41 protein-coding genes are annotated in these 24,502 nt (G+C 36.1%); 27 read left to right on the top strand and 14 right to left on the bottom strand.

Annotation, left to right across the window (positions count from 1 at the left end; genetic code table 11):
• Positions 1–178 precede the first annotated feature (178 nt).
• Together SAUT_RS01055 and SAUT_RS01060 are read right to left on the bottom strand one after the other, a co-directional pair.
• A complete protein-coding gene (locus SAUT_RS01055) occupies positions 179–727 on the bottom strand; it encodes a ribonuclease HII (protein WP_013326017.1) in 549 nt (182 codons plus the stop codon).
• Position 728: 1 nt separating this feature from the next.
• Positions 729–1,793 carry an ATP-binding protein gene (locus tag SAUT_RS01060; protein WP_013326018.1) on the bottom strand — a complete coding sequence of 355 codons (1,065 nt, stop codon included), beginning with the start codon at positions 1,791–1,793 and terminating at the stop codon, positions 729–731.
• Between the two features lie 177 nt (positions 1,794–1,970).
• Here SAUT_RS01060 and rpsJ point away from each other — a divergent pair, with 177 nt between their 5' ends.
• The 23 genes from rpsJ (at position 1,971) to infA (ending at position 12,618) form a co-directional block, all read left to right on the top strand.
• Positions 1,971–2,282: a 30S ribosomal protein S10 gene (gene rpsJ / locus SAUT_RS01065; protein ID WP_013326019.1), complete on the top strand. Its 312-nt coding sequence runs from the start codon at positions 1,971–1,973 to the stop codon at positions 2,280–2,282.
• Positions 2,283–2,290: 8 nt separating this feature from the next.
• Positions 2,291–2,866, top strand: a complete 576-nt coding sequence (rplC, locus tag SAUT_RS01070) for a 50S ribosomal protein L3 (RefSeq protein WP_013326020.1) — start codon at positions 2,291–2,293, stop codon at positions 2,864–2,866.
• Positions 2,866–3,480, top strand: coding sequence for a 50S ribosomal protein L4 (rplD, locus tag SAUT_RS01075; RefSeq protein ID WP_013326021.1), 615 nt, complete (start codon positions 2,866–2,868; stop codon positions 3,478–3,480). The genes rplC and rplD overlap by 1 nt, the downstream gene beginning before the upstream one ends.
• Complete coding sequence (locus SAUT_RS01080) at positions 3,480–3,761, top strand: 50S ribosomal protein L23 (protein ID WP_013326022.1); 282 nt, start codon at positions 3,480–3,482, stop codon at positions 3,759–3,761. The genes rplD and SAUT_RS01080 overlap by 1 nt, the downstream gene beginning before the upstream one ends.
• 1 nt (position 3,762) lies before the next feature.
• Positions 3,763–4,608: a 50S ribosomal protein L2 gene (gene rplB / locus SAUT_RS01085; protein ID WP_013326023.1), complete on the top strand. Its 846-nt coding sequence runs from the start codon at positions 3,763–3,765 to the stop codon at positions 4,606–4,608.
• A 2-nt stretch (positions 4,609–4,610) separates the two neighbouring features.
• Entirely contained in the window at positions 4,611–4,886 is a 276-nt protein-coding gene (gene rpsS / locus SAUT_RS01090; protein WP_013326024.1) for a 30S ribosomal protein S19, read from the top strand.
• A gap of 2 nt (positions 4,887–4,888) precedes the next feature.
• Positions 4,889–5,206, top strand: coding sequence for a 50S ribosomal protein L22 (gene rplV, locus SAUT_RS01095; RefSeq protein WP_013326025.1), 318 nt, complete (start codon positions 4,889–4,891; stop codon positions 5,204–5,206).
• 1 nt (position 5,207) lies between these two features.
• Positions 5,208–5,924, top strand: coding sequence for a 30S ribosomal protein S3 (rpsC, locus tag SAUT_RS01100; protein WP_013326026.1), 717 nt, complete (start codon positions 5,208–5,210; stop codon positions 5,922–5,924).
• A 2-nt stretch (positions 5,925–5,926) separates the two neighbouring features.
• Positions 5,927–6,352 (top strand): 50S ribosomal protein L16, encoded by a 426-nt coding sequence (rplP, locus tag SAUT_RS01105; RefSeq protein WP_013326027.1) that lies wholly within the window; start codon positions 5,927–5,929, stop codon positions 6,350–6,352.
• Positions 6,339–6,527, top strand: coding sequence for a 50S ribosomal protein L29 (rpmC, locus tag SAUT_RS01110; RefSeq protein ID WP_013326028.1), 189 nt, complete (start codon positions 6,339–6,341; stop codon positions 6,525–6,527). Before rplP ends, rpmC begins: the two co-directional genes overlap by 14 nt.
• 9 nt (positions 6,528–6,536) lie before the next feature.
• The gene (gene rpsQ / locus SAUT_RS01115; RefSeq protein WP_013326029.1) at positions 6,537–6,782 is read left to right on the top strand and encodes a 30S ribosomal protein S17; all 246 of its coding nucleotides are present in this window, start codon (positions 6,537–6,539) and stop codon (positions 6,780–6,782) included.
• Between the two features lie 2 nt (positions 6,783–6,784).
• Positions 6,785–7,153 (top strand): 50S ribosomal protein L14, encoded by a 369-nt coding sequence (gene rplN, locus SAUT_RS01120; protein WP_013326030.1) that lies wholly within the window; start codon positions 6,785–6,787, stop codon positions 7,151–7,153.
• Positions 7,153–7,383, top strand: coding sequence for a 50S ribosomal protein L24 (gene rplX, locus SAUT_RS01125; RefSeq protein ID WP_013326031.1), 231 nt, complete (start codon positions 7,153–7,155; stop codon positions 7,381–7,383). The genes rplN and rplX overlap by 1 nt, the downstream gene beginning before the upstream one ends.
• Positions 7,384–7,387: 4 nt before the next feature.
• Positions 7,388–7,933 carry a 50S ribosomal protein L5 gene (rplE, locus tag SAUT_RS01130; RefSeq protein ID WP_013326032.1) on the top strand — a complete coding sequence of 182 codons (546 nt, stop codon included), beginning with the start codon at positions 7,388–7,390 and terminating at the stop codon, positions 7,931–7,933.
• Positions 7,933–8,118 (top strand): type Z 30S ribosomal protein S14, encoded by a 186-nt coding sequence (locus tag SAUT_RS01135; protein ID WP_013326033.1) that lies wholly within the window; start codon positions 7,933–7,935, stop codon positions 8,116–8,118. Before rplE ends, SAUT_RS01135 begins: the two co-directional genes overlap by 1 nt.
• A 63-nt stretch (positions 8,119–8,181) precedes the next feature.
• Complete coding sequence (rpsH, locus tag SAUT_RS01140) at positions 8,182–8,580, top strand: 30S ribosomal protein S8 (protein ID WP_013326034.1); 399 nt, start codon at positions 8,182–8,184, stop codon at positions 8,578–8,580.
• A gap of 9 nt (positions 8,581–8,589) precedes the next feature.
• Positions 8,590–9,126: a 50S ribosomal protein L6 gene (gene rplF, locus SAUT_RS01145; protein ID WP_013326035.1), complete on the top strand. Its 537-nt coding sequence runs from the start codon at positions 8,590–8,592 to the stop codon at positions 9,124–9,126.
• A gap of 13 nt (positions 9,127–9,139) precedes the next feature.
• Complete coding sequence (gene rplR, locus SAUT_RS01150) at positions 9,140–9,496, top strand: 50S ribosomal protein L18 (RefSeq protein WP_013326036.1); 357 nt, start codon at positions 9,140–9,142, stop codon at positions 9,494–9,496.
• A gap of 12 nt (positions 9,497–9,508) precedes the next feature.
• Positions 9,509–9,952 carry a 30S ribosomal protein S5 gene (gene rpsE, locus SAUT_RS01155; protein WP_013326037.1) on the top strand — a complete coding sequence of 148 codons (444 nt, stop codon included), beginning with the start codon at positions 9,509–9,511 and terminating at the stop codon, positions 9,950–9,952.
• A 3-nt stretch (positions 9,953–9,955) separates the two neighbouring features.
• Positions 9,956–10,354: a 50S ribosomal protein L15 gene (gene rplO / locus SAUT_RS01160; protein ID WP_013326038.1), complete on the top strand. Its 399-nt coding sequence runs from the start codon at positions 9,956–9,958 to the stop codon at positions 10,352–10,354.
• Between the two features lie 2 nt (positions 10,355–10,356).
• Positions 10,357–11,619: a preprotein translocase subunit SecY gene (secY, locus tag SAUT_RS01165; RefSeq protein WP_013326039.1), complete on the top strand. Its 1,263-nt coding sequence runs from the start codon at positions 10,357–10,359 to the stop codon at positions 11,617–11,619.
• Between the two features lie 2 nt (positions 11,620–11,621).
• The gene (map, locus tag SAUT_RS01170; RefSeq protein ID WP_013326040.1) at positions 11,622–12,380 is read left to right on the top strand and encodes a type I methionyl aminopeptidase; all 759 of its coding nucleotides are present in this window, start codon (positions 11,622–11,624) and stop codon (positions 12,378–12,380) included.
• Positions 12,381–12,399: 19 nt separating this feature from the next.
• Entirely contained in the window at positions 12,400–12,618 is a 219-nt protein-coding gene (infA, locus tag SAUT_RS01175; RefSeq protein WP_013326041.1) for a translation initiation factor IF-1, read from the top strand.
• A 27-nt stretch (positions 12,619–12,645) separates the two neighbouring features.
• Here infA and SAUT_RS01180 read toward each other — a convergent pair whose 3' ends face one another.
• The 11 genes from SAUT_RS01180 to selD form a co-directional block, all read right to left on the bottom strand.
• Positions 12,646–12,939, bottom strand: coding sequence for a chorismate mutase (locus tag SAUT_RS01180; protein WP_013326042.1), 294 nt, complete (start codon positions 12,937–12,939; stop codon positions 12,646–12,648).
• Positions 12,940–13,085: 146 nt separating this feature from the next.
• Positions 13,086–13,292: a hypothetical protein gene (locus SAUT_RS01185; protein ID WP_013326043.1), complete on the bottom strand. Its 207-nt coding sequence runs from the start codon at positions 13,290–13,292 to the stop codon at positions 13,086–13,088.
• A gap of 3 nt (positions 13,293–13,295) precedes the next feature.
• On the bottom strand, positions 13,296–14,150 hold the full coding sequence (locus tag SAUT_RS01190) for a CvfB family protein (RefSeq protein WP_013326044.1): 855 nt from the start codon (positions 14,148–14,150) through the stop codon (positions 13,296–13,298).
• 104 nt (positions 14,151–14,254) lie between these two features.
• Positions 14,255–15,421, bottom strand: coding sequence for an NnrS family protein (locus tag SAUT_RS01195; protein WP_013326045.1), 1,167 nt, complete (start codon positions 15,419–15,421; stop codon positions 14,255–14,257).
• A gap of 9 nt (positions 15,422–15,430) precedes the next feature.
• On the bottom strand, positions 15,431–16,690 hold the full coding sequence (locus SAUT_RS01200) for an SPL family radical SAM protein (protein WP_013326046.1): 1,260 nt from the start codon (positions 16,688–16,690) through the stop codon (positions 15,431–15,433).
• Positions 16,691–16,717: 27 nt separating this feature from the next.
• The gene (locus SAUT_RS01205) at positions 16,718–17,215 is read right to left on the bottom strand and encodes an Hsp20/alpha crystallin family protein (RefSeq protein ID WP_013326047.1); all 498 of its coding nucleotides are present in this window, start codon (positions 17,213–17,215) and stop codon (positions 16,718–16,720) included.
• Positions 17,216–17,245: 30 nt separating this feature from the next.
• Positions 17,246–17,671 carry an Hsp20/alpha crystallin family protein gene (locus tag SAUT_RS01210; RefSeq protein WP_013326048.1) on the bottom strand — a complete coding sequence of 142 codons (426 nt, stop codon included), beginning with the start codon at positions 17,669–17,671 and terminating at the stop codon, positions 17,246–17,248.
• 11 nt (positions 17,672–17,682) lie between these two features.
• Positions 17,683–18,132 (bottom strand): Hsp20/alpha crystallin family protein, encoded by a 450-nt coding sequence (locus SAUT_RS01215; protein ID WP_013326049.1) that lies wholly within the window; start codon positions 18,130–18,132, stop codon positions 17,683–17,685.
• A 59-nt stretch (positions 18,133–18,191) separates the two neighbouring features.
• Positions 18,192–18,875: a Crp/Fnr family transcriptional regulator gene (locus tag SAUT_RS01220; RefSeq protein WP_013326050.1), complete on the bottom strand. Its 684-nt coding sequence runs from the start codon at positions 18,873–18,875 to the stop codon at positions 18,192–18,194.
• A 12-nt stretch (positions 18,876–18,887) separates the two neighbouring features.
• Positions 18,888–19,988, bottom strand: a complete 1,101-nt coding sequence (gene mnmH, locus SAUT_RS01225) for a tRNA 2-selenouridine(34) synthase MnmH (protein ID WP_013326051.1) — start codon at positions 19,986–19,988, stop codon at positions 18,888–18,890.
• Positions 19,989–21,023 carry a selenide, water dikinase SelD gene (gene selD, locus SAUT_RS01230; RefSeq protein ID WP_281046552.1) on the bottom strand — a complete coding sequence of 345 codons (1,035 nt, stop codon included), beginning with the start codon at positions 21,021–21,023 and terminating at the stop codon, positions 19,989–19,991.
• 69 nt (positions 21,024–21,092) lie between these two features.
• Here selD and SAUT_RS01235 point away from each other — a divergent pair, with 69 nt between their 5' ends.
• Positions 21,093–21,536, top strand: coding sequence for an HAD family hydrolase (locus tag SAUT_RS01235; protein ID WP_013326053.1), 444 nt, complete (start codon positions 21,093–21,095; stop codon positions 21,534–21,536).
• Here SAUT_RS01235 and SAUT_RS01240 read toward each other — a convergent pair.
• Positions 21,526–22,155: an NAD(P)H-dependent oxidoreductase gene (locus tag SAUT_RS01240; protein WP_013326054.1), complete on the bottom strand. Its 630-nt coding sequence runs from the start codon at positions 22,153–22,155 to the stop codon at positions 21,526–21,528. The genes SAUT_RS01235 and SAUT_RS01240 overlap by 11 nt on opposite strands.
• A gap of 92 nt (positions 22,156–22,247) precedes the next feature.
• Between SAUT_RS01240 and SAUT_RS01245 the strand changes: the two genes are divergently transcribed.
• The 3 genes from SAUT_RS01245 to SAUT_RS01255 are packed head-to-tail and all read left to right on the top strand — an operon-like array spanning position 22,248 to position 24,489.
• On the top strand, positions 22,248–22,592 hold the full coding sequence (locus SAUT_RS01245) for a hypothetical protein (protein ID WP_013326055.1): 345 nt from the start codon (positions 22,248–22,250) through the stop codon (positions 22,590–22,592).
• Positions 22,593–22,610: 18 nt separating this feature from the next.
• Positions 22,611–23,831: a PAS domain-containing sensor histidine kinase gene (locus SAUT_RS01250; RefSeq protein WP_013326056.1), complete on the top strand. Its 1,221-nt coding sequence runs from the start codon at positions 22,611–22,613 to the stop codon at positions 23,829–23,831.
• On the top strand, positions 23,824–24,489 hold the full coding sequence (locus SAUT_RS01255; RefSeq protein ID WP_013326057.1) for a response regulator transcription factor: 666 nt from the start codon (positions 23,824–23,826) through the stop codon (positions 24,487–24,489). The genes SAUT_RS01250 and SAUT_RS01255 overlap by 8 nt, the downstream gene beginning before the upstream one ends.
• The last annotated feature ends 13 nt before the right edge of the window (positions 24,490–24,502 follow it).

Here is a 24,502-nt window from a genome sequence, read left to right on the forward strand (position 1 = left end):
CTAAGGCGGGTGTTACTGTGCATTCAAAATTCCAAAAAGAGAGTTTTACGCACGAATATCTTCCTTTGGGTAGAGTCTATTTATATCTCTGATTGTATCTGAACGACCCAGTCTATTTTGTTATGCAAAAAATATTTTTCGACACTCTCTTGTCTTTCTTTGGGAAGTTTAATAGTTACTAAAGCGCGCGTTCTAGCGCTTTAATTTTATAAGTTTTTCTATGTATTTCGCAGTAGCCATATTTTTTAATCATTGCTACATGTAATTTTGTTCCATAACCTTTATGTTTTTCAAATTGATACTCGGGGTATTTTTTTGCAGCCTCAAGAATGTCTACGTCATGTGTGACTTTTGCAAGTATTGATGCCGCACTCACCTCGGCAATTTTTCTATCAGCCTGTACCATTGTTGCAAGATTTTTTACTCCGTAGGTCTGGTTGCCGTCAAAAAGGTACTTATCCGCTTTTAAGTTATTTAAAATATCAATGAGTCCTTTTTTTAAGCAGGCAGATATACCGTTATTGTCTATATCGTGTGCAGAAAACTTTACAATATGATAGCTTGCGTTTTCGACGATTAACTCGTATAAAGCTTCACGTTTTTTGGCTGTTAATTTTTTGGAGTCATTGAGTCCATCTACGCTTACATGTAAGATACATCCCGCCATCACCAAATCACCTGCCAAAGGTCCACGCCCCGCTTCATCTATGCCGCATAAAACGCCCATATTAATCTCCTAAAGCCCAAATGTCAAAAGGAATTATATCCACACTTGAGAGCGGATGAGAAATATTTCCCTCTTTATTCATTGTAATAACTGTAATTTTCGTAATGCCGTAAGTAAACAAAAAGGCTTCAATGCTTTCAAGTTTTTTAAATAATCGCCGCTCATCAACAAAAGGTTTGCAGAGTATAATTTCATCACTTTCAGGTAGATAAAAATCGACTCCTTCTTCATAATAGCACTCGGTAGATGATTTTAAAAGTTCAAGATAGACCATGTTTTCAAAGAGTTTTGCAAAGTTTTTCTCAATACTCAGCGCACTTTTTAAGGAGGTATCACACAAATAAACTTTTTTAGTTGCACGCGCGTGATTGTATTTTGGAAGCAGATGAATATATTTTTTTTCTGCCAGAAGAGCAAATGATGCATAAAGTTTGTCTTTGGAGATTTTTCGTGTGAGTTTGAGTCTTTCGTATAAAGTAAAGGCTGAGAGTTTTTGCGACATAAATTTTGCGCATAAACACAGAATGTCAAATTCAATTTCGCTCAGAGCAAATTTTAAAACATTTTGCAGATAGACTATCCTCTCGTCCGGCGGTACCGTATGCATAGAAGCGAACCCACCAAGCTGAAAGAAATGGTTTAGTGCGCTTGAGTCATATTTATGTTCGTACGCCAAAAACTCTTCATAGTCAAGCGGATACAGTGTTAAATGCTCTAAAACATCAATATCATAAGGAATTTCACTTGTTATAATCAACTGAGAGACATTGACAAATTTAATCTCAGGGTTGTAATTGTCCAAAACAAGCGTGTCAATTTTATTCAGATTGCAAAAAGATGCAAGTGAAGTGTTGAGTTTATCTGTATCTATGCGTATGTCTCTGCAGTTTATATAGAGATAAGAACTTTTTTTTAAAGACAAAAGATAGTTTTTTACCAAGCGGCTTTTTCCACTTTTGCTTATACCGTTGATTTGGTATGATTTGTCATCTATAAAAACTTTTCTTTGTATATATTTTTCTACATGTAAATCAGTTTTGTAAAATTCCTCAAGTAATATTTCCATAAATTTTCCAATTTTCAAACTATCTAATTGTATCACTTCCTTATTAAAAGGAAATAAATTATAGATAAAATCGATTTTTAACGCCTAAATCCTTGAATATTTGTACTGCTTTGAGTATAATTCCGTTCCCTTAAAATAGTTGGGCTAGGATCCAACGAGTTCTTTAGAAGGAAAAACATGGAAAAAATTCGTTTAAAATTGAAAGCTTACGATCATCGTGTATTAGATAGATCAGTAGCGTCAATCGTTGAGGCTGTAAAGCGTACAGGTGCCGTAATTCGTGGTCCAATACCTTTACCAACAAAAATTCGTAAATATACAGTATTGAAATCAGTTCACGTTAACAAAAAAGCTCGTGAGCAGTTTGAAATTCGTATGCACGCAAGAATGATCGACATCGTTTCTGCAACACCGGAAACAGTAGATTCATTAATGAAACTAGATCTTGCACCGGAAGTGGACGTTGAAGTTCGCTCTATGGACAAATAGGAGTAATCGTGGAATATATTGTTGAAAAAATCGGTATGAGCCGTACTATCACAGTTCCGTCTAAGCCAGTTACTCTATTAAGAGTTTTAGACGCGAAAGTATGTGAAGTAAATGAAGGTACTGCGATTGTAGCTTACAATAGCGGTAAAAAAATGAATAAAGCAATTGAAGGTCAACAGAAGAAATACAACCTTCCAACTGAATTTAACCGTTTCGTTACTTTAGAAGTAGCAAACGCCGAAGCTGGTGATTTAGATTTAGCTCCATTAGCAGATGCTAGTGCAGTGAAAACTACTTTCAACACAAAAGGTCGTGGTTTTTCAGGTGCGATGAAGCGTTGGAATTTCGGTGGTGGTCCTGCATCTCACGGCCATAGATTTGGTCGTAGAACAGGTTCTATCGGTAATGCTGAATGGCCAGGTCGTGTAATGAAAGGTAAGAAAATGCCTGGACAATACGGAAATACACAAAACAGTGTAAAAAATGAGATCGTTTCTTTCGATGCTGAAAACAAAATCATTGCGGTTTTAGGTTCAGTTTCAGGTGCTAACGGTGCTCTAGGTCGTGTAAAGGTAGCTAAATAATGAGCGCAATCGTTTTAAATGAAAAAATGGAAAAAGCATCTGAGTTAGCATTACCAGAGGCATTCTCTGGAATTAACCCTCATAACCTTTACCTTTATGTAAAGTCTGCTCAAGCTGCACAACGTGCTAATACAGCGACAACTAAAGGTAGAAGTGAAGTACGTGGTGGTGGTAAAAAACCATGGGCTCAAAAAGGTGGCGGACGTGCTCGTGCAGGTTCTCGTCGTTCTCCTATATTCGTAGGTGGTGGTAAAGCTTTTGGTTCAAAAAATAACCATAACTACGATTTAAAAGTAAATAAAAAGCAGAAAAAACTTGCTTTAAACTTTGCTTTAAATGAGCATGCACAAAATGGTACTCTTTTTATAGTAGACAGCATCTCTGTTGAGTCTGGTAAAACTAAAGACGCTGCAGCAATGTTCAAAGCTTTAGGTCAAAGAGATACACTTTTTGTTAAATCTTTATTGGACGAGCCAACATTTTTAGCGTTTGAGAACTTACATCAAACTTATGTTGTTGAATCTAATGAGTTAAACGCATACTTAGCTGCTAACTATCGCTCAATCGTGATAGAAAAAGCTGTATGGGAAACTTTAACAAGTGAGGCTAAGTAATGGCTGATATTACAGATATTAAATCTATTTTATATACAGAAAAGACTTTAGGTTTACAAGAAGATGGTGTTATAGTTGTTCAAACTTCACCACGTATGAGTAAAACAGGTCTTAAAGAGGTGTTTAGAGAGTATTTCGGAATTATTCCAACAAAGATTAACTCTTTAAATCAAAGCGGAAAAGTAAAACGTTTCCGTGGTGTACAAGGTAAACAGAATGATTTCAAAAAGTTTTATGTTACTTTACCTGAGGGTGCACAAATAGAAAGTTTGGCGGTATAAGATGGCAATTAAAACTTATAGACCGATAACTCCGTCTCGTCGTTTTTATACGAATGTAGACAGTTCAGATATTACTGCTAAAGCTAGTGTTCGTTCATTATTAGTAAAACTTCCAACAACTGCTGGTCGTAACAATAATGGTCGTATTACATCTCGTCACCGTCAAGCTGGTGCGAAAAAGCTTTACCGTATTGTTGATTTTAAAAGAAATAAATTTGGTGTATCTGGTACTGTATCTGCAATTGAGTATGATCCATACCGTAACTGTCGTATCGCATTAATTACTTATGCTGATGGTGAAAAAAGATATATTCTACAACCAAAAGGTTTAAATGTTGGAGATACAGTTGAGTCTGCAGAATCTGGTTTAGATGTTAAACCGGGTAATACGATGAAACTTCAAAACATTCCTGTTGGTACACTTGTACATAATGTTGAGTTAAAAGTTGGCAAAGGCGGACAAATGGTTCGTTCAGCTGGAACTTCTGCTCAGATTATGGGTCGTGATGGAAAGTATGTATCTTTACGTATGCCTTCATCAGAAATGCGTTTAGTACTTGGTGAGTGTTTAGCTACTGTTGGAAGTGTTGGTAATGAAGAATTTGCAAACATTGTTATTGCAAAAGCTGGTCGTCAACGTCACCTTGGTATTCGTCCACAGACTCGTGGTTCTGCAATGAACCCGATTGATCACCCGCATGGTGGTGGTGAAGGTAAAACGAACTCAGGTCGTCATCCAGTTACTCCTTGGGGTAAACCAACTAAGGGTGCTAAAACTCGTCGTAAGAAAGCTAGTGATAAATTAATTATTACTCGCCGTAAACCAAATGCTAAAAGGGTAGGTTAATAATGGCTCGTTCAGTAAAAAAAGGTCCATTCGTAGATGATCATTTAATGAAAAAAGTGGAGGCTATGAAAGCCGAAGCGAAGAAAAAACCTATTAAAACTTGGTCAAGAAGATCTATGGTTCTTCCTGATATGGTTGGTTTGACAATAAATGTTCATAATGGTCGCCAATTTGTTCCTGTATATGTTACAGAGAACCACATTGGTTATAAACTTGGTGAATTTGCACCAACTCGTACATTCAAGGGCCACAAGGGCTCTGTTCAGAAGAAGGGGTAGTCATGGCTAGAGCATTATTAAAATTTATCCGTGTATCACCTATCAAATCTCGTCTTATTGCGCGTGAAGTGCAGGGTATGAATGCTGAAGAAGCTATGGCAGCTTTAGAATTCACTCCAAATAAGGCGGCAAAAATTATCTCTAAAGTAATTGCATCTGCAGTTGCTAACAGTGGTAGTGAAGCTGAAGATTGTGTAATTACATCATGTCGTGTTGACAATGGTCCAGTACTTAAACGTTTCCGCCCACGTGCTCGTGGTATGGCGTCTGGTATTAGAAAACCAACAGCACATATCTTAGTAGAAGTAGAGGGTAAATAGTATGGGTCAAAAAGTTAATCCTATTGGTTTACGTCTTGGTATCAACCGCAACTGGGAATCTCGTTGGTTTCCTAATTTTAAAACTGCTCCGGCAGCTTTAGGTGAAGATCACAAGATAAGAACATTTTTGAAAAAAGAGCTTTACTATGCTGGTGTTTCTAACATCATCATTGAAAGAACAGTAAAAAGACTTCGTGTAACTATCGTTGCAGCACGTCCTGGTATTATTATCGGGAAGAAAGGTGCAGATATAGAGAAGTTAAAAACTGCTGTTCAAAAACTTGTTGGTAAAACTGTATCTATTAATATCAAAGAAGAGAAAAAAGCACAAACTTCAGCACAATTAGTTGCTGAAAATGTTGCTACTCAGTTAGAACGTCGTGTTGCATTCCGTAGAGCTATGAAAAAAGTTATGCAAGGTGCACAGCGTTCTGGTGCTAAAGGTATCAAAGTTGCAGTTGCAGGTCGTTTGGGCGGTGCTGAAATGGCACGTACTGAATGGTACTTAGAGGGACGTGTTCCTCTTCATACTCTTCGTGCAAAAATTGATTACGGTTTCGCTGAAGCTCATACTACTTATGGAATCATAGGTGTTAAAGTATGGATTTTCAAAGGGGAAGTACTTACTAAAGGTATTCCTGCAGAAGCTAAAGAAGAGAAAAAAGAGCGTCGTGGTAGAAAACCAGTTAGACGCGAAAATAGTGAAAAGGCTGAATAATCATGTTAATGCCAAAAAGAACAAAATATCGTAAAGTAATGAAAGGACGTAACCGTGGTTACGCTCGTTCTGGCTATAAATTATCTTTTGGTGACATCGCATTTAAAGCGGTAGAAGCTGGCCGTATCAACTCACGTCAGATTGAGTCGGCTCGTATTTCTGCAACTCGTCACATTAAAAGACAAGGTAAGATTTGGATTCGTGTATTCCCTGCCAAGCCGTTAACTGCAAAACCTCTTGAAACTCGTATGGGTAAAGGTAAGGGTGCTGTTGACCAATGGGTTATGAATATTAAACCAGGTCGTATAATCTTTGAAATGGGTGGTGTACCAGAAGAGATTGCTCGTGAAGCATTAACTCTTGCTATGCATAAACTACCATTCAAATGTAAAATTGTTACTGCGGAGATGAACAATGAAATATTCTGATTTAGCAGAAAAAAGTTCAGCAGAGCTTCAAGCAATGCTTAAAGAGAAAAAGACTGAACTGTTTACTTTAAAAATTAAACAAAAAATGATGCAATTACAAAATACTAGCGAACTTCGTGTTGCTAAAAAAGATATTGCTAGAATGAATACTGCACTTGCTGCAGTAGCAAAGTAGGGGCGAGCGATGGCTAATAAGCGTGAAATTCAAGGTAACGTAATTAAAATTGCAGGCGATAAAACAGTAACTATAGTTGTTGAACGTCGTGTAATGCATCCTCGTTATCATAAAGTTGTAAAGCGTTTCAAAAAGTACCTGGTACATGATGAACGTAATGAAGTAAAAGTTGGAGACGAGATTATTGCAATCGAGTGTCGTCCACTTTCTAAGACTAAATCTTTTAGACTTAAATCAGTTGTAAAAGGAGCGTAGTAATGATTCAAGGTTTTACTCGTTTAAATGTAGCTGATAATACAGGTGCTAAAGAGATTATGTGTATTAAGGTACTTGGCGGTTCTAAGCGTCGTTATGCATCAGTAGGTGACGTTATCGTTGCTTCTGTAAAAAAAGCGATTCCAACTGCTAAAGTTAAAAAAGGTAAAGTTGTAAAAGCTGTTGTTGTTAGAACTCATAAAGAAGTTCAGCGTGAAAACGGTTCATTAATTCGTTTTGATGACAATGCAGCAGTTATACTTGATGACAAGAGAGAGCCTATTGGTACTCGTATTTTCGGACCAATCGGTCGTGAAGTACGTTACGCAGGATTCATGAAAATTGTATCTCTTGCACCGGAGGTTGTTTAATGGCAAAGTTTAATTTCAAAAAAGGCGATATGGTAGAAATTATCGCTGGAGATGACAAAGGTACAAAAGCAGCAGTAGTTGCAGTGTTTCCTAAGAAAAACAAAGTAATCGTTGAGGGTTGTAAAATAGCTAAAAAAGCTGTGAAACCAACTGAAGAGAACGCTAAAGGTGGGCATATCAATAAAGAGATGCCAATCGATGTTTCAAACGTACGTAAAGTGGAGGCATAATTAGATGGCTCGTTTAAAAGAAAAATATTTAGCTCTTAAGCCAGAGATCCAAGCAGCTTTAGATATCAAAAATGTAATGCAGATTCCTGCATTCGATAAAATTGTTATCTCTGTTGGTGCTGGTTTTGCTATGAAAGATAACAAACTAATTCAAAATATTGAAGATACAATCACTACAATAGCTGGTCAAAAAGCTTCTACTGTAATTGCTAAGAAATCTGTTGCAGGTTTTAAAGTACGTGAAGGTATGCCGGTAGGTATTCGTGTCACACTTCGTGGTGAAAATATGTATAACTTCTTCGATCGCCTAGTAGCTATCGCACTTCCACGTGTGAAAGATTTCCGTGGTGTTCCAAGAAATGGTTTTGACGGTCGTGGTAACTATAACTTCGGTCTTCAAGAACAACTTATTTTCCCTGAGATTAGTTATGATTCAATCATGCAGATTCACGGTATGAATATCACAGTTGTTACAACTGCTGATTCAGACAAGGCAGCATTTACTCTATTAGAGAAAATGGGAATGCCTTTTACTAAAGGGAGCAACTAATGGCTAAAAAGTCTATGATAGCTAAAGCTGCGAGAACTCCAAAATTCAAAGTACGTGCATATACACGTTGTCAGATTTGTGGTCGTCCACACTCTGTATTGAGAGATTTTGGAATTTGTCGTATCTGTTTTAGAAAAATGGCAAACGAAGGTTTAATACCAGGTGTTAGAAAGTCAAGCTGGTAGAAACCAGTTTGAAACTCCTAACAGTAGCAGTCGAAAGATTTGCAAATATTAAGGAAAATATAAATGGCAATTAATGATTTAGTATCAGATGCGTTAACACGTATTCGTAATGCTGGTATGAGAAGATTACCGGTTACAACTTTAGTGCACTCTAAGAGTGTTGAAGCTGTAGCAAATATCTTAGTAGATAAAGGTTACATTGAATCTTGTAATGTAATCGAAGACGGCGTAAAGAAAACTGTCAAAGTTGTACTTAAGTACGGTGAAGATGGTAAAACTGTAATCAATGAGATGAAAAGAATTTCTAAGCCTGGTAGACGTGTTTATCAAGGTAAAGAAGATATAAAACGTTTCAAAAATGGTTACGGAACTATTATTGTTAGTACATCACACGGCGTTCTACCAAATGACAAAGCTTATGAGCTTGGTATTGGTGGTGAAGTTATGTGTACGGTTTGGTAGGGAGATAACATGTCAAGAATTGGAAAAAATCCTGTAGAATTTGCTAGTGACATTAGTGTTACTACAAATGGAAATGTTATAACTTTTGCTAAAGGCAAAAATAGTGTTGATTTAGATACTAAGGGTTATGTTACTTTCGAAGTAGAAGGAAACACTTTAACTTTTAAAAATCTTTCAGATTCTCGTGAGCATAGAGCTTTCTGGGGAACTTTTAGAGCATTGGCTCAAAATATCGTTACTGGTTTAACTACTGGTTATTCTAAGCAATTAGAAATTAATGGTGTTGGTTATAGAGCTGCTGTTAAAGGAAAAGTTTTAAATCTACAACTTGGTTTCTCTCATGATATTAATTATGAGTTACCTGAAGGTTTAGAAGCAAGCGTTGAAAAGAATGTTATTACTCTTAAAAGCCATGACAAACAAATGTTAGGTCAAGCTGCTGCTGAGATTAGATCATTTCGTCCACCAGAGCCTTACAAAGGTAAAGGTGTTAAATACATAGATGAGCATATCGTGCGTAAAGCCGGTAAAACTGCTAAGAAATAAGGGAGGAAGATAAATGAATGCTAAAGTATTAAAGAATAAAATAGCTAACCGTTTAAAGCGTAAGCGTCGTATTCGTGCAAAAATTCACGGTAGTGCTACACTTCCTCGTGTTTCTGTATTTAAATCAAACCGTTACCTAAGTGTACAGGCAATTGATGATGCAACTGCAACAACAATTTGTTCACTACACTCAAAGGCTACTGGTCACAAAGCGAACAAAGAAGGTGCTGCTGCACTTGGTGAAGCATTTGCTGCTAAACTAAAAGAAGCAAACATCTCTGAGATTGTATTTGACCGTAATGGTTACCAATATCACGGCGTAATTGCTGCATTTGGTGACGCAGTTCGTGCAAACGAAATTAAGTTCTAGGAGCGCATGGCTATGACAGAAATCAATAGAGATGAATTTGAAGAATCAATTGTAAATATTGGTCGTGTAACTAAAGTTGTTAAGGGTGGTAGACGTTTTCGTTTTACTGCACTTATCGTTGTTGGTAACAAAAACGGTACTGTAGGTTACGGTGTTGGTAAAGCAAAAGAAGTTCCTGACGCTATACGTAAAGCCGTAGATAATGCTTTTAAAAATTTAACAACTGTTAAAATAAAAGGTTCTACAATAGCACACGATATTGAGCATAAATATAATGCTTCTCGTGTATTACTAAAGCCAGCATCAGAAGGTACTGGTGTTATCGCCGGTGGAGCTGCTCGTCCAGTTCTTGAACTTGCAGGTGTACAAGATATACTTACAAAATCAATCGGTTCAAACAATCCAAACACACTAGTACGTGCTACAATCGAAGCACTATCTCGTATAAAAGGATAGAAAATGGGTATTGAAAACTTAACACCTGCAGAGGGTTCAACAGCTAATCGTAAGCGTGTTGGACGCGGTCAAGGTTCTGGTACTGGTAAGACTGCCGCTCGTGGTCAAAAAGGTCAGAAATCTCGTTCAGGTTACAAAAGAAAAAGAAACTTTGAGGGTGGTCAACAACCACTTGCAAAACGTTTACCAAAAATCGGTTTTCACTCTACAGTGATAAAACCATATGTAATTAACGTTGAAAAAATCAAAGCTGTTGCAGAGCTTGGTGAAATTACAATGGAGACAATCCGTTCAGTTCATAAAGTTGCTTCTTCAGTGACTAAAATTAAACTAGTAGGTGCTTCTGCAAAAGATTTAGCATCGAAAATTAAAGACGAAAACGTTACAACAACAGGTAACTAGTTGTGAATAAAAATCTAGTAAATAAGATACTTATTACTATCGGTTTTTTATTTATCTACCGCCTACTGGCTTATGTGCCGGTTCCCGGCGTAGATACAGCTGTTATTGCTTCTTTCTTCGACTCACACCAATCAGACGCATTAGGATTATTTAATATGTTCAGTGGAAACGCTGTGCAACGATTATCTATAATCTCTTTGGGTATTATGCCTTATATCACCGCCTCAATTATTATGGAGCTTTTAGCTGCAACATTTCCGACACTTGGTCAAATGAAAAAAGAGCGCGATGGTATGGTGAAATATATGCAGATTATTCGTTATGCAACTATTGTGATAACGCTTATTCAGGCTGTTGGTGTAAGTGTGGGACTGCAAAGCTTAACTGGACCTACGGGTAACTCTGCAATTCTTGCTGATCATACTACATTTATCATGCTTTCTGCTGTTTCAATGCTTGCAGGAACAATGTTATTAATGTGGATTGGTGAGCAAATAACACAAAGCGGCATCGGTAACGGTATTTCTCTTATTATCTTTGCAGGTATTGTTTCAGCAATTCCAAGAGCAATTGGCCAAACAATTGAAATGGTAAACACCGGTGCAATGAGTTTCATAACAGTTATTGCTATATTACTGCTAGTACTTACAACGGTAGGAATAATCATTTATGTTGAGCTGGGTGAGCGTCGTGTGCCTATTACATATGCTAAAAAGACGATGATGCAAAACCAAAACAAACGTGTAATGAATTATATTCCTATTAAAGTGAACTTGGCCGGTGTTATTCCGGTTATCTTTGCGTCTGCAATTTTAATGTTTCCGATGACTGTACTCTCAAGCAGTACAAATCCGGCTATTCAGGCAATTGCAGATTATTTGAATCCAAATAGTTACTTTTTTAACTTTTTGACTTTTGTATTTGTTGTATTCTTCGCATTCTTTTATGCATCAATTACATTCAATGCAAAAGATATTGCAGATAACCTAAAACGTCAAGGCGGATTTATTCCAGGTATTCGTACTGGTGAAGCTACTAAAAATTTCTTAAATGAAACAGCAAGTAGATTAACATTTACCGGTGCACTTTATCTTGGATTGGTTGCAACTTTACCTTTTATGATTATAAAAGGTATGGGTGTTCCATTCTTCTTTGGTGGTACAGCAGTTTTAATCGTTGTTCAGGTTGCACTTGATACGATGAGAAAAATTGAAGCTCAAATATATATGAGCAAATATGAAACACTAAGTGCAGTCGGTCTTTAATTATGGCAATTGCACTTAGAAAACCAGCGGAGATAGAAAAACTGAGAGCTGCCAACAAAATTGTTGGTGGTGCTTTAGATCTGCTACGTGAAAATACAAAAGTAGGTATGAGTCTCAAAGAGATGGATGCTATGGCTGAAGATTACATCAGAAGTCATGGGGCACGTCCTTCCTTTAAAGGTTTATATGGCTTTCCTAATGCTGTGTGTACATCACCTAATGAAGTGATTATTCATGGTATACCATCTGACTATAAATTACAAGAGGGTGATGTTATCGGTTATGATATCGGTACAGAACTTGACGGTTGGTTTGGTGATGCTGCAATCAGTGTGGGTGTAGGTGAAATTACAAAAGCTGATGAAGATTTAATAGCGTGTTCAAAAGATACTTTGATGCATGCCATTGAAAATATCAAAGAAGGTATGCGTTTTAAAGAACTTTCATTTTTGATGGAAAACTTCATTCGTGATCGTGGTTTTGTTCCACTTAAAAACTTTTGTGGTCACGGTATAGGAAAGAAACCTCATGAAGAACCTGAAATTCCAAATTATCTTGAAGGAGGCTCACCGAAGTCTGGCCCAAAGATAAAAAATGGAATGGTTTTTTGTTTGGAACCTATGATTTGTCAAAAAGATTCTAAACCAATAATTTTAGAAAATGGTTGGGATGTTGTTAGTGCCGATGGTTTACGCGGTTCACACTATGAGCATACTGTTGCAGTTATCAATGGTAAAGCTGAAATATTATCTCTTGCTTAAGAGAAAAAGGACTTAAAAAATGGCTAAAGCAGACGTTATTGAAGTTGATGGCAAGATTATTGAGGCTTTGCCTAATGCAACTTTTCGTGTTGAATTAGAAAATGGACATATTATTTTATGTCATATCGCAGGTAAAATGCGTATGCACTATATAAAAATACTTCCAGGTGACAAAGTAAAACTTGAATTGACACCATACTCTTTAGATAAAGGGCGTATCACTTATAGATACAAATAATTAAAAGAGGTTTTGCCTCTTTTAAATTTAGAAATTTCCAGCGTTTCTTAACTCACTTATTTCCGTTTCTACCATTTCATCTATCATAATTTTAAAAAGTTCAGAAATCATATTTGGATTTACATTTAATTCAATCGCTTTTTTTCTGACCCTTTGCATAATATCATCAATTCTATCCTGAGCCTTAACTTCTTCAACACTCTCTTTAAAACCGGCTGCCTGACGAATTAAATGACTGCGTTCTGAGATAAGTTCTACAAGCTGTGTGTCAATTTTGTCGATTTCATTTCTTACTTCTTGCAGGGAATTGCATTTTTTCATTTTAGCTCCTATAATATTAGACTTTTTGCAAAAAATCTATTGTGTTAACACTATTGTAACAATTAAAGTATATAATCTTTCTTACGATTCTCCTTGTATATCTTTAACATGATTCATTATGGATATGCGTCCATAAAGCCCAGTGATTAATTGGGCTTTATAATCTTTTTTATTGCTTTTGGCAGATGCGCAAAAGGCATATCGACAATCTCTTGTTTTTCATTTCCCTCAAATTTTATTACATGTACTGTCATATATTCTGGGTTAAAACGCAGGATTTTGTAGTTTATGTTGTCCTGTATATATTCTATATTTTCTTTACTTAAATCACAGATTTTTTTCTTTTTTGCCATTGTTTATGCCTTAAGGTAAATGCCGGTATCTTTGACCTCTATTTTCCCATCATCCTGCAGTTGTGTCAAAGAACGCTTAAACTCTTTTTTACTGAGTCCAAATACACTTTTAATCAGCTCGGCATCACTTTTATAGTTATAAGGCATTATACCTTTGCTTTGTTGTAGAAGTTCTAGAACTTTTTGGGCAGATGAACCATCTTTTTTACTGCCGGGGCGTCTGAGTGTGAGGTCAATATTGCCATCTTTTCGCACTGTTTTAACATAGGCAGTTTTTTTATCACCCAACTTTATATCCTCAAATATCTCATTATGATAAATCAGCCCTTCATATTTGCCATTTACAATGCATTTAAACCCAAGCGGTGTTTTAGAAATTACTAAAATTTCTGCCTCTTTGTTTGCAGTCAAACCTTTTGGCTTTCTATCAAAAAAGTCACCGAGTTTTTCCGTACCGACAAGGCGGTGTGTTCGTTCGTCATATATGATTTTTATAAATCTTTTTTCGCCGATTTCAAAAGGTGTTTTTTGAAACATTTTAGGCACAAGCAGATCCTTTGGCAGTCCCCAGTTCATAAAGGCGCCAAAAGGGGCAACATCCACAACCTCTAAAAGAGCAAATTCATCGAGCATAGCAAGCGGTTTGTTTGTATTGGCTACAAGCCTGTCTTCTGAATCTGTGTATAAAAAAACATCCACAAGAGAATTTTCTATCATATCATCAGTAACATACTGACCGGGGAGAAGGACATCATTGCCATCTTGGGCCATAAGATAGAGACCGGGTGTTGTGTCTCTGTCGACACGCAGGGTATTCATTTTTCCTAGTTCTAAGTAAGGGCTTATTGTTTTTTCCATTAGGTAATTCCGTTGTATTAATTTAACGACATTATACCACTATAATTCAAAACTAATTTTGATTTTATTTTTGGAAGCGATGCTTTAGCTTCGCCTGTCGCGGCTTATAATTTACTTCCAAAAACCAATACTTTAAAATACCTGCCTCCCCAAACCAAAAAGAGTAACAGCCAGGCTGTAAATGAGATGTCAAACAAAAAGTTAAGTCCCCATCCAAACGCTACATTTATACTAAAAAGCGCGCGTAAAAGGACCACCATTTGAATGGATAAAAATATTTTCGTAGCTAATGTGTCGGCTTGTGGCGGTTGTCCCGAATGGCCAAGTGTTACACGTGTTCCAAAACCTATAAGCAGGGTTGTTAAAAATCCTATTGCAAGCAGATGAATATTTAAAAAATAAAATGATGTATCTAAAAATATTTCCGCACCTAAACTAAGTGCTGAGAGAAAAAACGATACAGGCAGCCAAAAAAGTGCAAGATGCAGTATCCAAAGAATAGGAGGAGACTGAAAAGGATGTAAATCCCAGCGTTTAAATTCAAGAAACATATACCCAGCAAGCAGTAAATCTACAAGAATCTGTACACTTTTTATATCTGCAGAAGCAAAGATACTTTTTAAGACAAACAAAATAAAAATTATTTTGATAAAGCTTTCATTTTTTTGTGCAAATGAGTGAGAGAAAAAAGGAATCATTCTCTGTCCCACACTAAAGGCAAAAAAAATCAGGTACATGTAAAACGAAATCGTAATAGCGATTGGTAAAATTGCAGGCACAAAAAAAGAGAGAATGAAAAGAGCATTTCCAAAAAGCCCGAAGTAGTTTGCATTCAAAATCCAAAAAGAGTCTGATTTATCCGGTGCCATACCTGTTTCATAGATGTTTTTCAGCTTTAAAACAATAAAAATCTGTGCAATCAGACTCAAGAGCATTGCTCCTAGTGTGAGTAATTCAGAGCTAAAAGCACCCACAAGAAAAAGCAGTGATGCCAGAGTATTTGCATAAAAAATGTTGGTATAGTATTTTTTTTCTATAACCTGTGTCTGGTTAAAACGCGGAAAAGTTGTAAATATAAAACCAGTAAAAAAGTTTGTAAAGACTAAAAATATTAAAGAGTAGCTGTGAAATGTCAGTGAGTCACCATGTAAGGATAAAACGCCCTTATAACCCAGTGCAAAAATAAGCATCATTACTATGGCATTTATGATTCCCAGAAGAAAAAAGGGCTGATGCGGTTGTGATAAAAAATAGTTTTCTTTTGTTTGCATAAATAATCCTTAGAGTAAAAAATCTTGACCCAGTTTTTCGCAGTATGCTCCGAGCATGGCATGTTCAAAGTCGTTGTTAGTAGCATATTGGTACCCGAATGTTTTTGCCCACATAAGGTGTTCTTCCATACAAAGATAAAAAAAGACCTTCTCTTTTGTCTCTCTCCATGGTTTAAAACTTTCATAGGCATGTTTAAACATTTCTATTTTTGTAGCATCAGGATACGATGTTTTTCCGCTTGCGTCTTCATGCGGTATTTGTGTGATTTTAGTTCTAAATTCACGTTCACGCAACTGCTTAATGACTGGCTTTATAAAAGTCAGGGTTCCAAAACTTACAAGTGCGACTTCTTGAGGGTCGAATTGTAGTATAAGTTCTTCATAAACTTTTTGATATTCATCAAGATAACCCTTATATTCAATAATAGGATGAAAATGAAAGCCGACTTTTACGCCTTTGTCTGCCATTTTTCTGGCTGCATTGATGCGTTTGCTAAGCGAAGCTGTCAAATGCTCTTCATTGTCAATAATAGTCTGGGTATTTAAACTCCAAGTACAGAGAATATTTTTAGGCACCTCATTTTCTAAAAGATATTTGATATTATCAGACTTTGTTTTAAATTCTAAAATGACATTGGGATTTTTTCTTGCAAATTCAAAAAGTGCATCTAAAATACCTTCGCGGTTTCCAAACATCAAAGAATCAGATGCCTGTCCTGTTCCGATATGGTAGGTTTTGTTCACCTCAAGCTGCAGGTTAAGTAGTTTGTCTGCAAAATTACTGTCAAAAGTAATGGTATTTTGGTTGTAAAAGCTTTGAATAGAGCAGTAAGAACAGTCAAATCCGCAACTCTCAACTGCATCAAGTGTCAGTAGATTACAGCAGCGTGTTTTCTCACTTGCCACAGGACAAAGACCCAGTCCAAAACCTTCTTTTGGTGCTGTTTTAAATGTATATTTCTGTTCTTGAGGGATATTTTTTAATGTAAAATTTTCATAAGAATTCGGAGCATTTCGGATGGCTTCGTAAGCTTTGGTAAGTCTTGAAAAAACAACTTTTCTTTGAGGATGCTCGGGAAAAATGGCTGTAATTCTTTTTTCATCCCACATTCCCAAGTCTCGCGCGAAATTGATTATCTGTTTAATTTCCTGATAGGAAAATTTGTACTCAAAAGCTTTCTCTTTTATAAACTCTTGTTCATGTAGAGGAAGGTTTTGAAAAAAAGTGTTTTGTGTCGCTTTGTTAAATTTTTCTGCATATGAATTCATAAAGCGAATTTTAGCAAAATTATCTCATTATTTTATAGGGATAAGTTTTGCTTTTTGTTTTTTAATTTCCGTTTTAGGAATAGTTACTGTTAAAATACCGTTTTCAAATTTTGTCTGCAGTTTATTCTCATCTATATTCTCAGGCAGTTGTATTGCCTTTTTAAAACTACCGTAAAATATCTCTTTTTTGACAAACTCTTTTGATTTTTGTTCTTTAGATTCTTTTTTTTCACCCTCAAGGGTCAAAATTTTATTGTCATCAATAGAAAGTTTAATATTTTTTTTCTCTACACCCGCTAAATCAAATTTTAAAATTATTGTGTCTTTTAAATCTTGAATATCTGTTCTTGGATAACTGAAATTATTAAGAGCTGAAGCACTTAAATGTGACTCTAAAAGAGAACTAAAATATTGATTCATTTTTGCAAAATCTGCATCGTATGGATTCATTTCATTGACAGATACCGCAAATGCCGACCCTGCAAGCAAAGATGAAAGCAATACACTGCTCAGTATCTTTTTCATGGGGGAACTCCTTTGTTTTATCAGCACCTTTTAATTGATGCTGATATTTTTTGTCTTTTTAGATTCTAGTTTTTCAAGAGTCAGGTACAATCTTCCGTCTTCAAATTTGGCTTGAATCTTATCTCTGTCGATATTTTCAGGCAGGATAAAACTTCTTGAGATTACGCCGAAATCTGATTCACAAAGATAGTAATCATCCTCATTGACCTCATTTTTAAATTTTCTCACTGCTGTAGCAGTCAGATAATCATCTTCGACTTTTAATTCTATATCTTCTTTTTTAACGCCCGGTAAATCAACCTCGATTGTAAAGGTGTCATTATGATGTTTTGCAAGGTTGGCAAGCGGAAGATGTGATGCTACATTGTGAAATGTATCTTTGACGACTTCCAAACCTTTTTCAACTTCCTCTTCTGCTTTTTCCACTAAATCTTTTGATGTTTTTATGATGTCCATAATAAGCCTCCTTACTCGATTTCAATTTTTTTCGTTGTATCTTTTTCAACTTTTAATTTTGGTATGGTAATTTCGACCACGCCGTCTTCACTTGATGCACGGATATTTTCAGTATCAACTTTCTCAGGAAGCGTGAAACTTCTTGCAAAAGTACCGTAGGCACTCTCTACTCTATAGTAGTCATCTTTTTTTTCTTCACGTTTAACTTCACGCTTGCCTTTGATGGTTAAGATGTTTTTATCTATACTAATCTCAACATCTTCTTTTTTTATACCAGGCAAATCAAGCTCAATATAATAAGCGTCATCGCTTTCTCGGGTATTTACAGCGGGAATAAAGTCAAAAACCTCTCTTGGCTCCTCGCTGTTTTGCGTCTCAAGTGCATTGAAAAATTCATTAATTAAATCAAATCTTTTAGTATTATTTGTATTTGTCGGATTTCTATGTCTTGTTACTAACATACCTCACTCCTTAAAATTTTTATTTAAGAAATGATAATAAATTTTAAAAAAGTGTTTTGCTACTTAAGTAGCATTTGAGAAGTTTTATCCAAAAGTTTTTGCAGATTTTTTACTTTGATGTTGCGTCGGCCGGTTTCTATAATATCATCTGCTTTGAGCTGCTTGATACTTCGCTCAATAACATGACGGACGGTTCCGAGCAGTTTGGCTATTTCGCTGTTGGAAAGATTTTGCAGGAGCTGATAACGAAACCTGTTGTTAGGGTTCAAATTTTGTACTAAAAGATTTAAAAAACGCTCTTTTGTATCATGAAGTGCAAGCTCTGTTGCCAGTTCTTCCGTATAGCGCATATGTGCAGCGAGGTATGGAAAGAACTTTTTGTTAAAAGTTAAATCATTTTCCAGCCAATAGCGGACTCTTTCAATAGGAAGACGTAAAATATTGGCATCTTCTATAACCTCATAAATTACTTCATGCGGTTTGCCGTCAAGCAGTGAAATGACATCAAACATATCTCCACGTTTATAAATGAAGAGTGTCTGTTCTTTATTTGTCTGAAAGTTTATTTGATAGGTTTTGACTCTGCCATCCATTACAACATAAAAATATTTGAGCAGATCGTCTGGATAAAACGGAGACGATCCTTTTTCATACTCAAAAGGCTTGGCATATTTGTAAAACTCTTCTTCAAATGTTTTGTTTGTATTGTCTAAAAGTTCTAAATGTTTTGAATTATTTTGCATAAAGAAATTGTATCATATTTTTGTTTCTTGTTTTTTTATAAAGTCAAGTACGGACTGCTCATCTCCTTGAAATACGATAGGTATAGGGCTCTTTTGAATTTGGTAGTCATACATCGGGTCATAATAGCGCTCCAAAAGCAGGGTAATCCACTCTATATATAATGCTTTAGCCTCTGATTGCGTATGTATGAAATAAGCCTCGTCAAAGAGATAAGTAAGTTGTGTATAGAGTTGGTTTCCAAGACGTTTTTGAATTCTTTTGAGTCCCGCTTTCACGTTTTCTGCCCACTTCTGTAGGCCTGCATCATTATACAACATTTCATATTCTCTTAGGGCTGAGACAACATACTCTTCATAGGTTATTCGTGCACGAACATCAAGTGGAGTTTGAAGTAAAACAAGCTCACCCTGCATAAAGTTGTCATATACAGGCTTTGGAATAAAAGTTCTGCCGATATTATGACTTTCATGCTCCAAAACAAGTTTGTTAAAATCTTTATGATGAAACTGTATAAGTTTGTATGCAAGGTTATTTTCAAAATCAATCTGTGAAGGCTGGGCATTGGTAAAACTGCCAAACGAAGAGCCGCGATGGTTTGCAATACCTTCAAGATCTATGGCATTTTGTAATTTGTTTAAAAGAATAGTTTTACCCGAGCCTGTTGGGCCACCCAGAATAAGTGTCGGTGTTACAGCGCTTATCTCTTCAGTCTGTTGTATGAGAAAATTACGAAAAGCCTTGTATCCGCCTTTGAGTCTTGTAATATCTATGTTCGCTTCTTTGAGCCACTCCTGTGAGATACCAGAACGCTGGCCTCCTCGAAAACAGTAGAGTTTTGCATCGGGATTTTCTTTTAAATACTCTTGCCAAAGGGCAACTCTTTTTTCTTTGCCTTCATTTTTTATGAGTGACTCAGCTAACTCTATAGCCGCGGCGTTACCCGCTTCTTTATATTTTGTTCCTACAAGTCTGCGCTCTTCATCATCGAGTATCGGAATATTTACAGCATTGATAAATTTGCCTTTGTTAAATTCAATAGGTGCGCGAACATCAAGCAGGGGTGTTTCATTTAAGACAATTGATAAAAAATCATCACTTAAAGGCAGATGCAACTAAAGTACCTCGACTAAATATTTTGAAGGTGCTGTTGTTTTTCCTATGGACTCTAAAGTGAGTCCTGCATTTTTTGTAATAGATAAAAAATCATCAAGTGCATCTTTGCGTACAGCACACAGCAGTCCTCCAGAAGTTTGCGCATCACATAAAATATCTTGCTGCTCGGTTGTCATGGGTGAGATTTTCTCTCCGTAACTCTCAAAATTTCTTCGTGTTCCGCCTGGTACACAGCCCATTTCTAAATACTTTTTGACATTTTTGAGTGTCGGCACTTTCTCAAATTCAACAACTGCGCTGATACCGCTTCCCTCACATATTTCACTTAAATGTCCAAGCAGACCGAAGCCTGTAACATCAGTGAGTGCCGTTACTCCTTCAAGCTGAGAAATTTCTGCTCCGATTTTATTGAGTGTACACATTGCTTCTATGGCAATATCAATGTCACCTTCCGAGATTTTACCTTGTTTTTGTGCTGTAGTAAGGATGCCGATACCCAGTGGTTTTGTTAAAAAGAGTTCGCAATCAGCCTCGGCAGTATTGTTTCTTTTTATGTGCTCATTGTTTGCAATGCCTGTAACTGCAAGTCCGAAAATCGGCTCAGGGGAGTCTATGCTGTGTCCGCCGGCTAGTGGAATACCCGCTTCTTCGCAGACAGAACGCCCCCCGTCAATCACTTCACGTGCTACATTAGCATCAAGCTTGTTGATGGGCCAGCCAAAAATAGAAATTGCCATAAGTGGTTTACCGCCCATCGCATAAATATCACTGATGGCATTGGTGGCTGCAATGCGCCCGAATGTAAAGGGATCGTCAACTATAGGCATAAAAAAATCAGTTGTGCTTAAAACAGAAGTACCATTGCCCAAATCAAATGCTGCAGCATCATCTTTTGAACTGTTACCGACTAAAAGTTCAGGGTATTGAATCGTTTCGCGTGAGCTTTTTAAGATACTGTCGAGTAATTTTGGAGAAATTTTACAGCCGCAGCCTGCACCGTGACTGTATTGTGTGAGTTTTATATCTTTCATAATGTATAATGTCCTAAATAAAGTTTCATATACTAGTCTTCTTTGACTAAAAGAGAGATTAACGGGGAAAATATGCACACAAATATCAAATATATTGTTTTGGATTATAATGGCACAATAGCTAAAGATGGTGTTTTAAAAGAAGAGTTAAGAAGTTTACTGCCGCTTTTGGCACAAAAATATACTTTACATGTAATCACTGCAGATACATTCGGCAGTGTGAAAAATGAGTTGAAAGATTTTGATTTACATGTAAAGGTTTTACAGAGCGAAAATCATACTCTGGAAAAAGAGGCATATATAAGTGGATTAGATGCAAGTGAGTGCGCTGCAATAGGGAATGGGAACAATGATATGAAAATGCTGCAAAAAGCGGCAATTGGAATCTGCGTAATGGGAGATGAAGGGTGCAGTACAAAAAGTCTGTTTGCTTCAGATATTGTATGTAAATCTATATCTGAAGCACTGGAACTGTTTATTTATCCTAAACGCTTAAGAGCTACTCTTAGAGTATAAATTCTACTACTTCATCAAAGGAGAGTCTGATTTGTTCGGGCTGTGGATTGAGTCTATAACCAAAAGGCAGTAGCATAGCAACTTGAAATTTTTTCGTATCAAGTGCTAAAATTTCTTCAACTTTCTCTTTCTCAAATCCTTCTATAGGACAGGAATCTATGCCAATAAATGCAGCTCCAGTCATCATATTCGCAGCAGCAATGTAAGTCTGCTTTGCACTCCAGCAATAAATATTTTCATTACTGCTTAATGTTGTAGCTAAATGCTTTGCATATAAGTCCATATACATATCTAAGGCCTCTTTTGGCATTTCGCGGCGGGCAAATCTTTTTTTGACTTTTCCTGATTCCACCTTAACACTTTCTATGCCGGCTAGAACTATGACAAGATGGGAACATGATGTAATTTGAACTTGATTCCAACAGGCAGGTCTGAGTTTGGCTTTTAACGCTTCATTTGTTATGACTAAAAATTTCCAGGCTTCCATACCAAAGGATGAAGGAGATTTCCTTGCGCACTCAAGTATAAAGTGCATATTTTCATCTGATATTTTTTTGTTTTTATCAAATATCTTACACGCATGTCTAAAATCCATTGCTTGTATAAACTGATTTTGCATTTTTTATCCTTAGAATATGTCAAATTGCCATAAATATAGAGGCAATATTTTAAAGTCTATATAATGATAGCACAAAAAGTTGGGAGTTTATAATGACTTTAGGAAAATGTCCATATTGTGATGATGGCGAGATTGAGGTACGTGACAAAGAAGTAAGCGGTAAAAAAGTTAAGCTTTATGCCTGTACAAATGCACAATGGACAACAGAAGACGGTGAGATGTTTGAAGTGACACAGGAGTCTACATGCAGTTTTAGAATCTGGCAGAACTCTTTGGCAAAATACGGAAAATGGCTGAATTATAAAGAGGTAAGAGAACTTTTAAGCGAGGGTGAGCTTGAAGTGGAACTTCTGAGTAAAAAATACGGCAAAAAATTTTACTATACCAAAACAGTGGTTTTAAATGAAGAGTATGGTGTAAGTGTACTTTGGGATTAGTTTGGTTAAAATCTAGTTATGTTAGAGCAGTATAAAGAAGCAATTGAAAAAAGCAATATTATCTCAAAAACCGATGTAAACGGCATCATTACATTTGTAAATGATGAGTTTTGCAAAATTTCCGGCTACTCAAAAGAGGAGCTTATCGGTAAAAACCACAATATTGTAAGACATCCTGATGTGCCGGCTTCACAGTTTAAAGCACTATGGGAGACGATAAAGGCAAAAAAAACCTATAAAGCTACGGTCAAAAACAGAGCAAAAAACGGATCGACTTTTTATGTCAATACCACCGTCATTCCTATACTTGATGAAAAAAATAATATTGAAGAGTTCATTGCCATTCGCTACGACGTGACAAAAGAGGTTTTTTATAAACAGAGTCTCGAGCAAAAAGAAAAAGAGCTTGAAGAATTAAATGAAAATCTTGAAAAAAGAGTACAAGAGAAGACAAAGGAGCTCAAAGAGCTCAATGAGACACTTGAACTCAGAGTCTATGAAGAAATAGCCAAAAATGAGCAGAAACAAAAAGTGATGTTTTGGCAGTCCCGTCTTGCAAGTCTGGGTGAAATGCTTGCCAATATAGCACACCAATGGAGACAACCTTTGACGGAACTCAGTCTTACACTTTTTAGTTTGAAAAAAGCCGCTTTGCAAAATAATGAAAAAGAGGTGCAAAGTCTGTATGATGAAAGTAAATTAATTATACAGAACATGTCTACCACCATAGATGATTTTACCAACTTTTTTAAGCCGACAAAACATAAACACTATTTTAAGATTGCTCAGAGTATTAATGAGTCGCTGAGTATTTTAGAAAAAATCATTACAAAAGAGATGATTACTATACGCACTGATTTTGAAGATGTGGAAGTACTTGGTATCTCAAATGAATTGACACAGGTTATGATAAATCTCATACAAAATTCAAAAGATGCTTTTTTGCAATCAGGAGTATTGCTTAAAGAGATAAATATAAGAGTAAAAAAAGAAAAAGAGTTTGCGATTATAGAGTTTGAGGATAATGCGGGCGGTATAAAAGAAAAAGAGATATATAAAATCTTTGAACCTTATTTTACAACAAAACACTCCTCTTCGGGAACAGGGCTTGGATTGTTTATGTCAAAAATGATTTGTGAGCAGGGCTTAAACGGTTCAATAGATGTAAAATCAAAAAAAGGTTTTACAACATTCAGTATAAAAATACCACTTCAAGACAGAGACAAAGCAAATGCGTAATAAGTTTTTAAAAAGTTTGAAAATTTTACTTGTTGAAGATGAAGAAAAACTCTCTTCGCTGCTTAAAAATGCCATCGGAGACAGTTTTCACAGTTTTTTGTTGGCAAAAGACGGAAATGAAGGTTTAGAAATTTATAAAAAAGTTTTACCTGATATTGTCATTACTGATATTATGATGCCCAACAAAACCGGCTTGGAAATGGCTAAAGAGATAAAAAAAATAAATCCAGAGAGTAAAATAATTATACTGAGTGCCTTTAGCGATGTTGAAAAGCTTTTAAGTGCCATAGATATAGGTGTAGTTAAATACTTTATAAAGCCTTTTGATCCGGATGAGGTTTTGACATATATTCTTTCACTTGAAGAGGTAATAGGAGAAAAATCAATACCATTGGCAGAGGGCTTTGTTTTTAATAAAACTACAAAGAGCCTTTATAGAAATAACAGATACATAGCGCTTTCAAAAAAAGAGATTGCGTTTTTAGAAGTTTTACTCGAAGAGAATATTGTTGCGTATCAAAAAATAAAAAAATTAGTCTGGAATGAAATGGTGAGTGATGCGAGATTGCGAACATTTATAAGACGACTCAGAGAAAAAACTTCAAAAGAGCTTCTTATAAATATCAAAGGAGAAGGCTACCAAATAGCACTGAGCTAAAGGGCAGCCGTAT

Origin of the sequence: Sulfurimonas autotrophica DSM 16294 (assembly GCF_000147355.1) — a bacterium.
Classification (GTDB): Bacteria; Campylobacterota; Campylobacteria; order Campylobacterales; family Sulfurimonadaceae; genus Sulfurimonas; species Sulfurimonas autotrophica.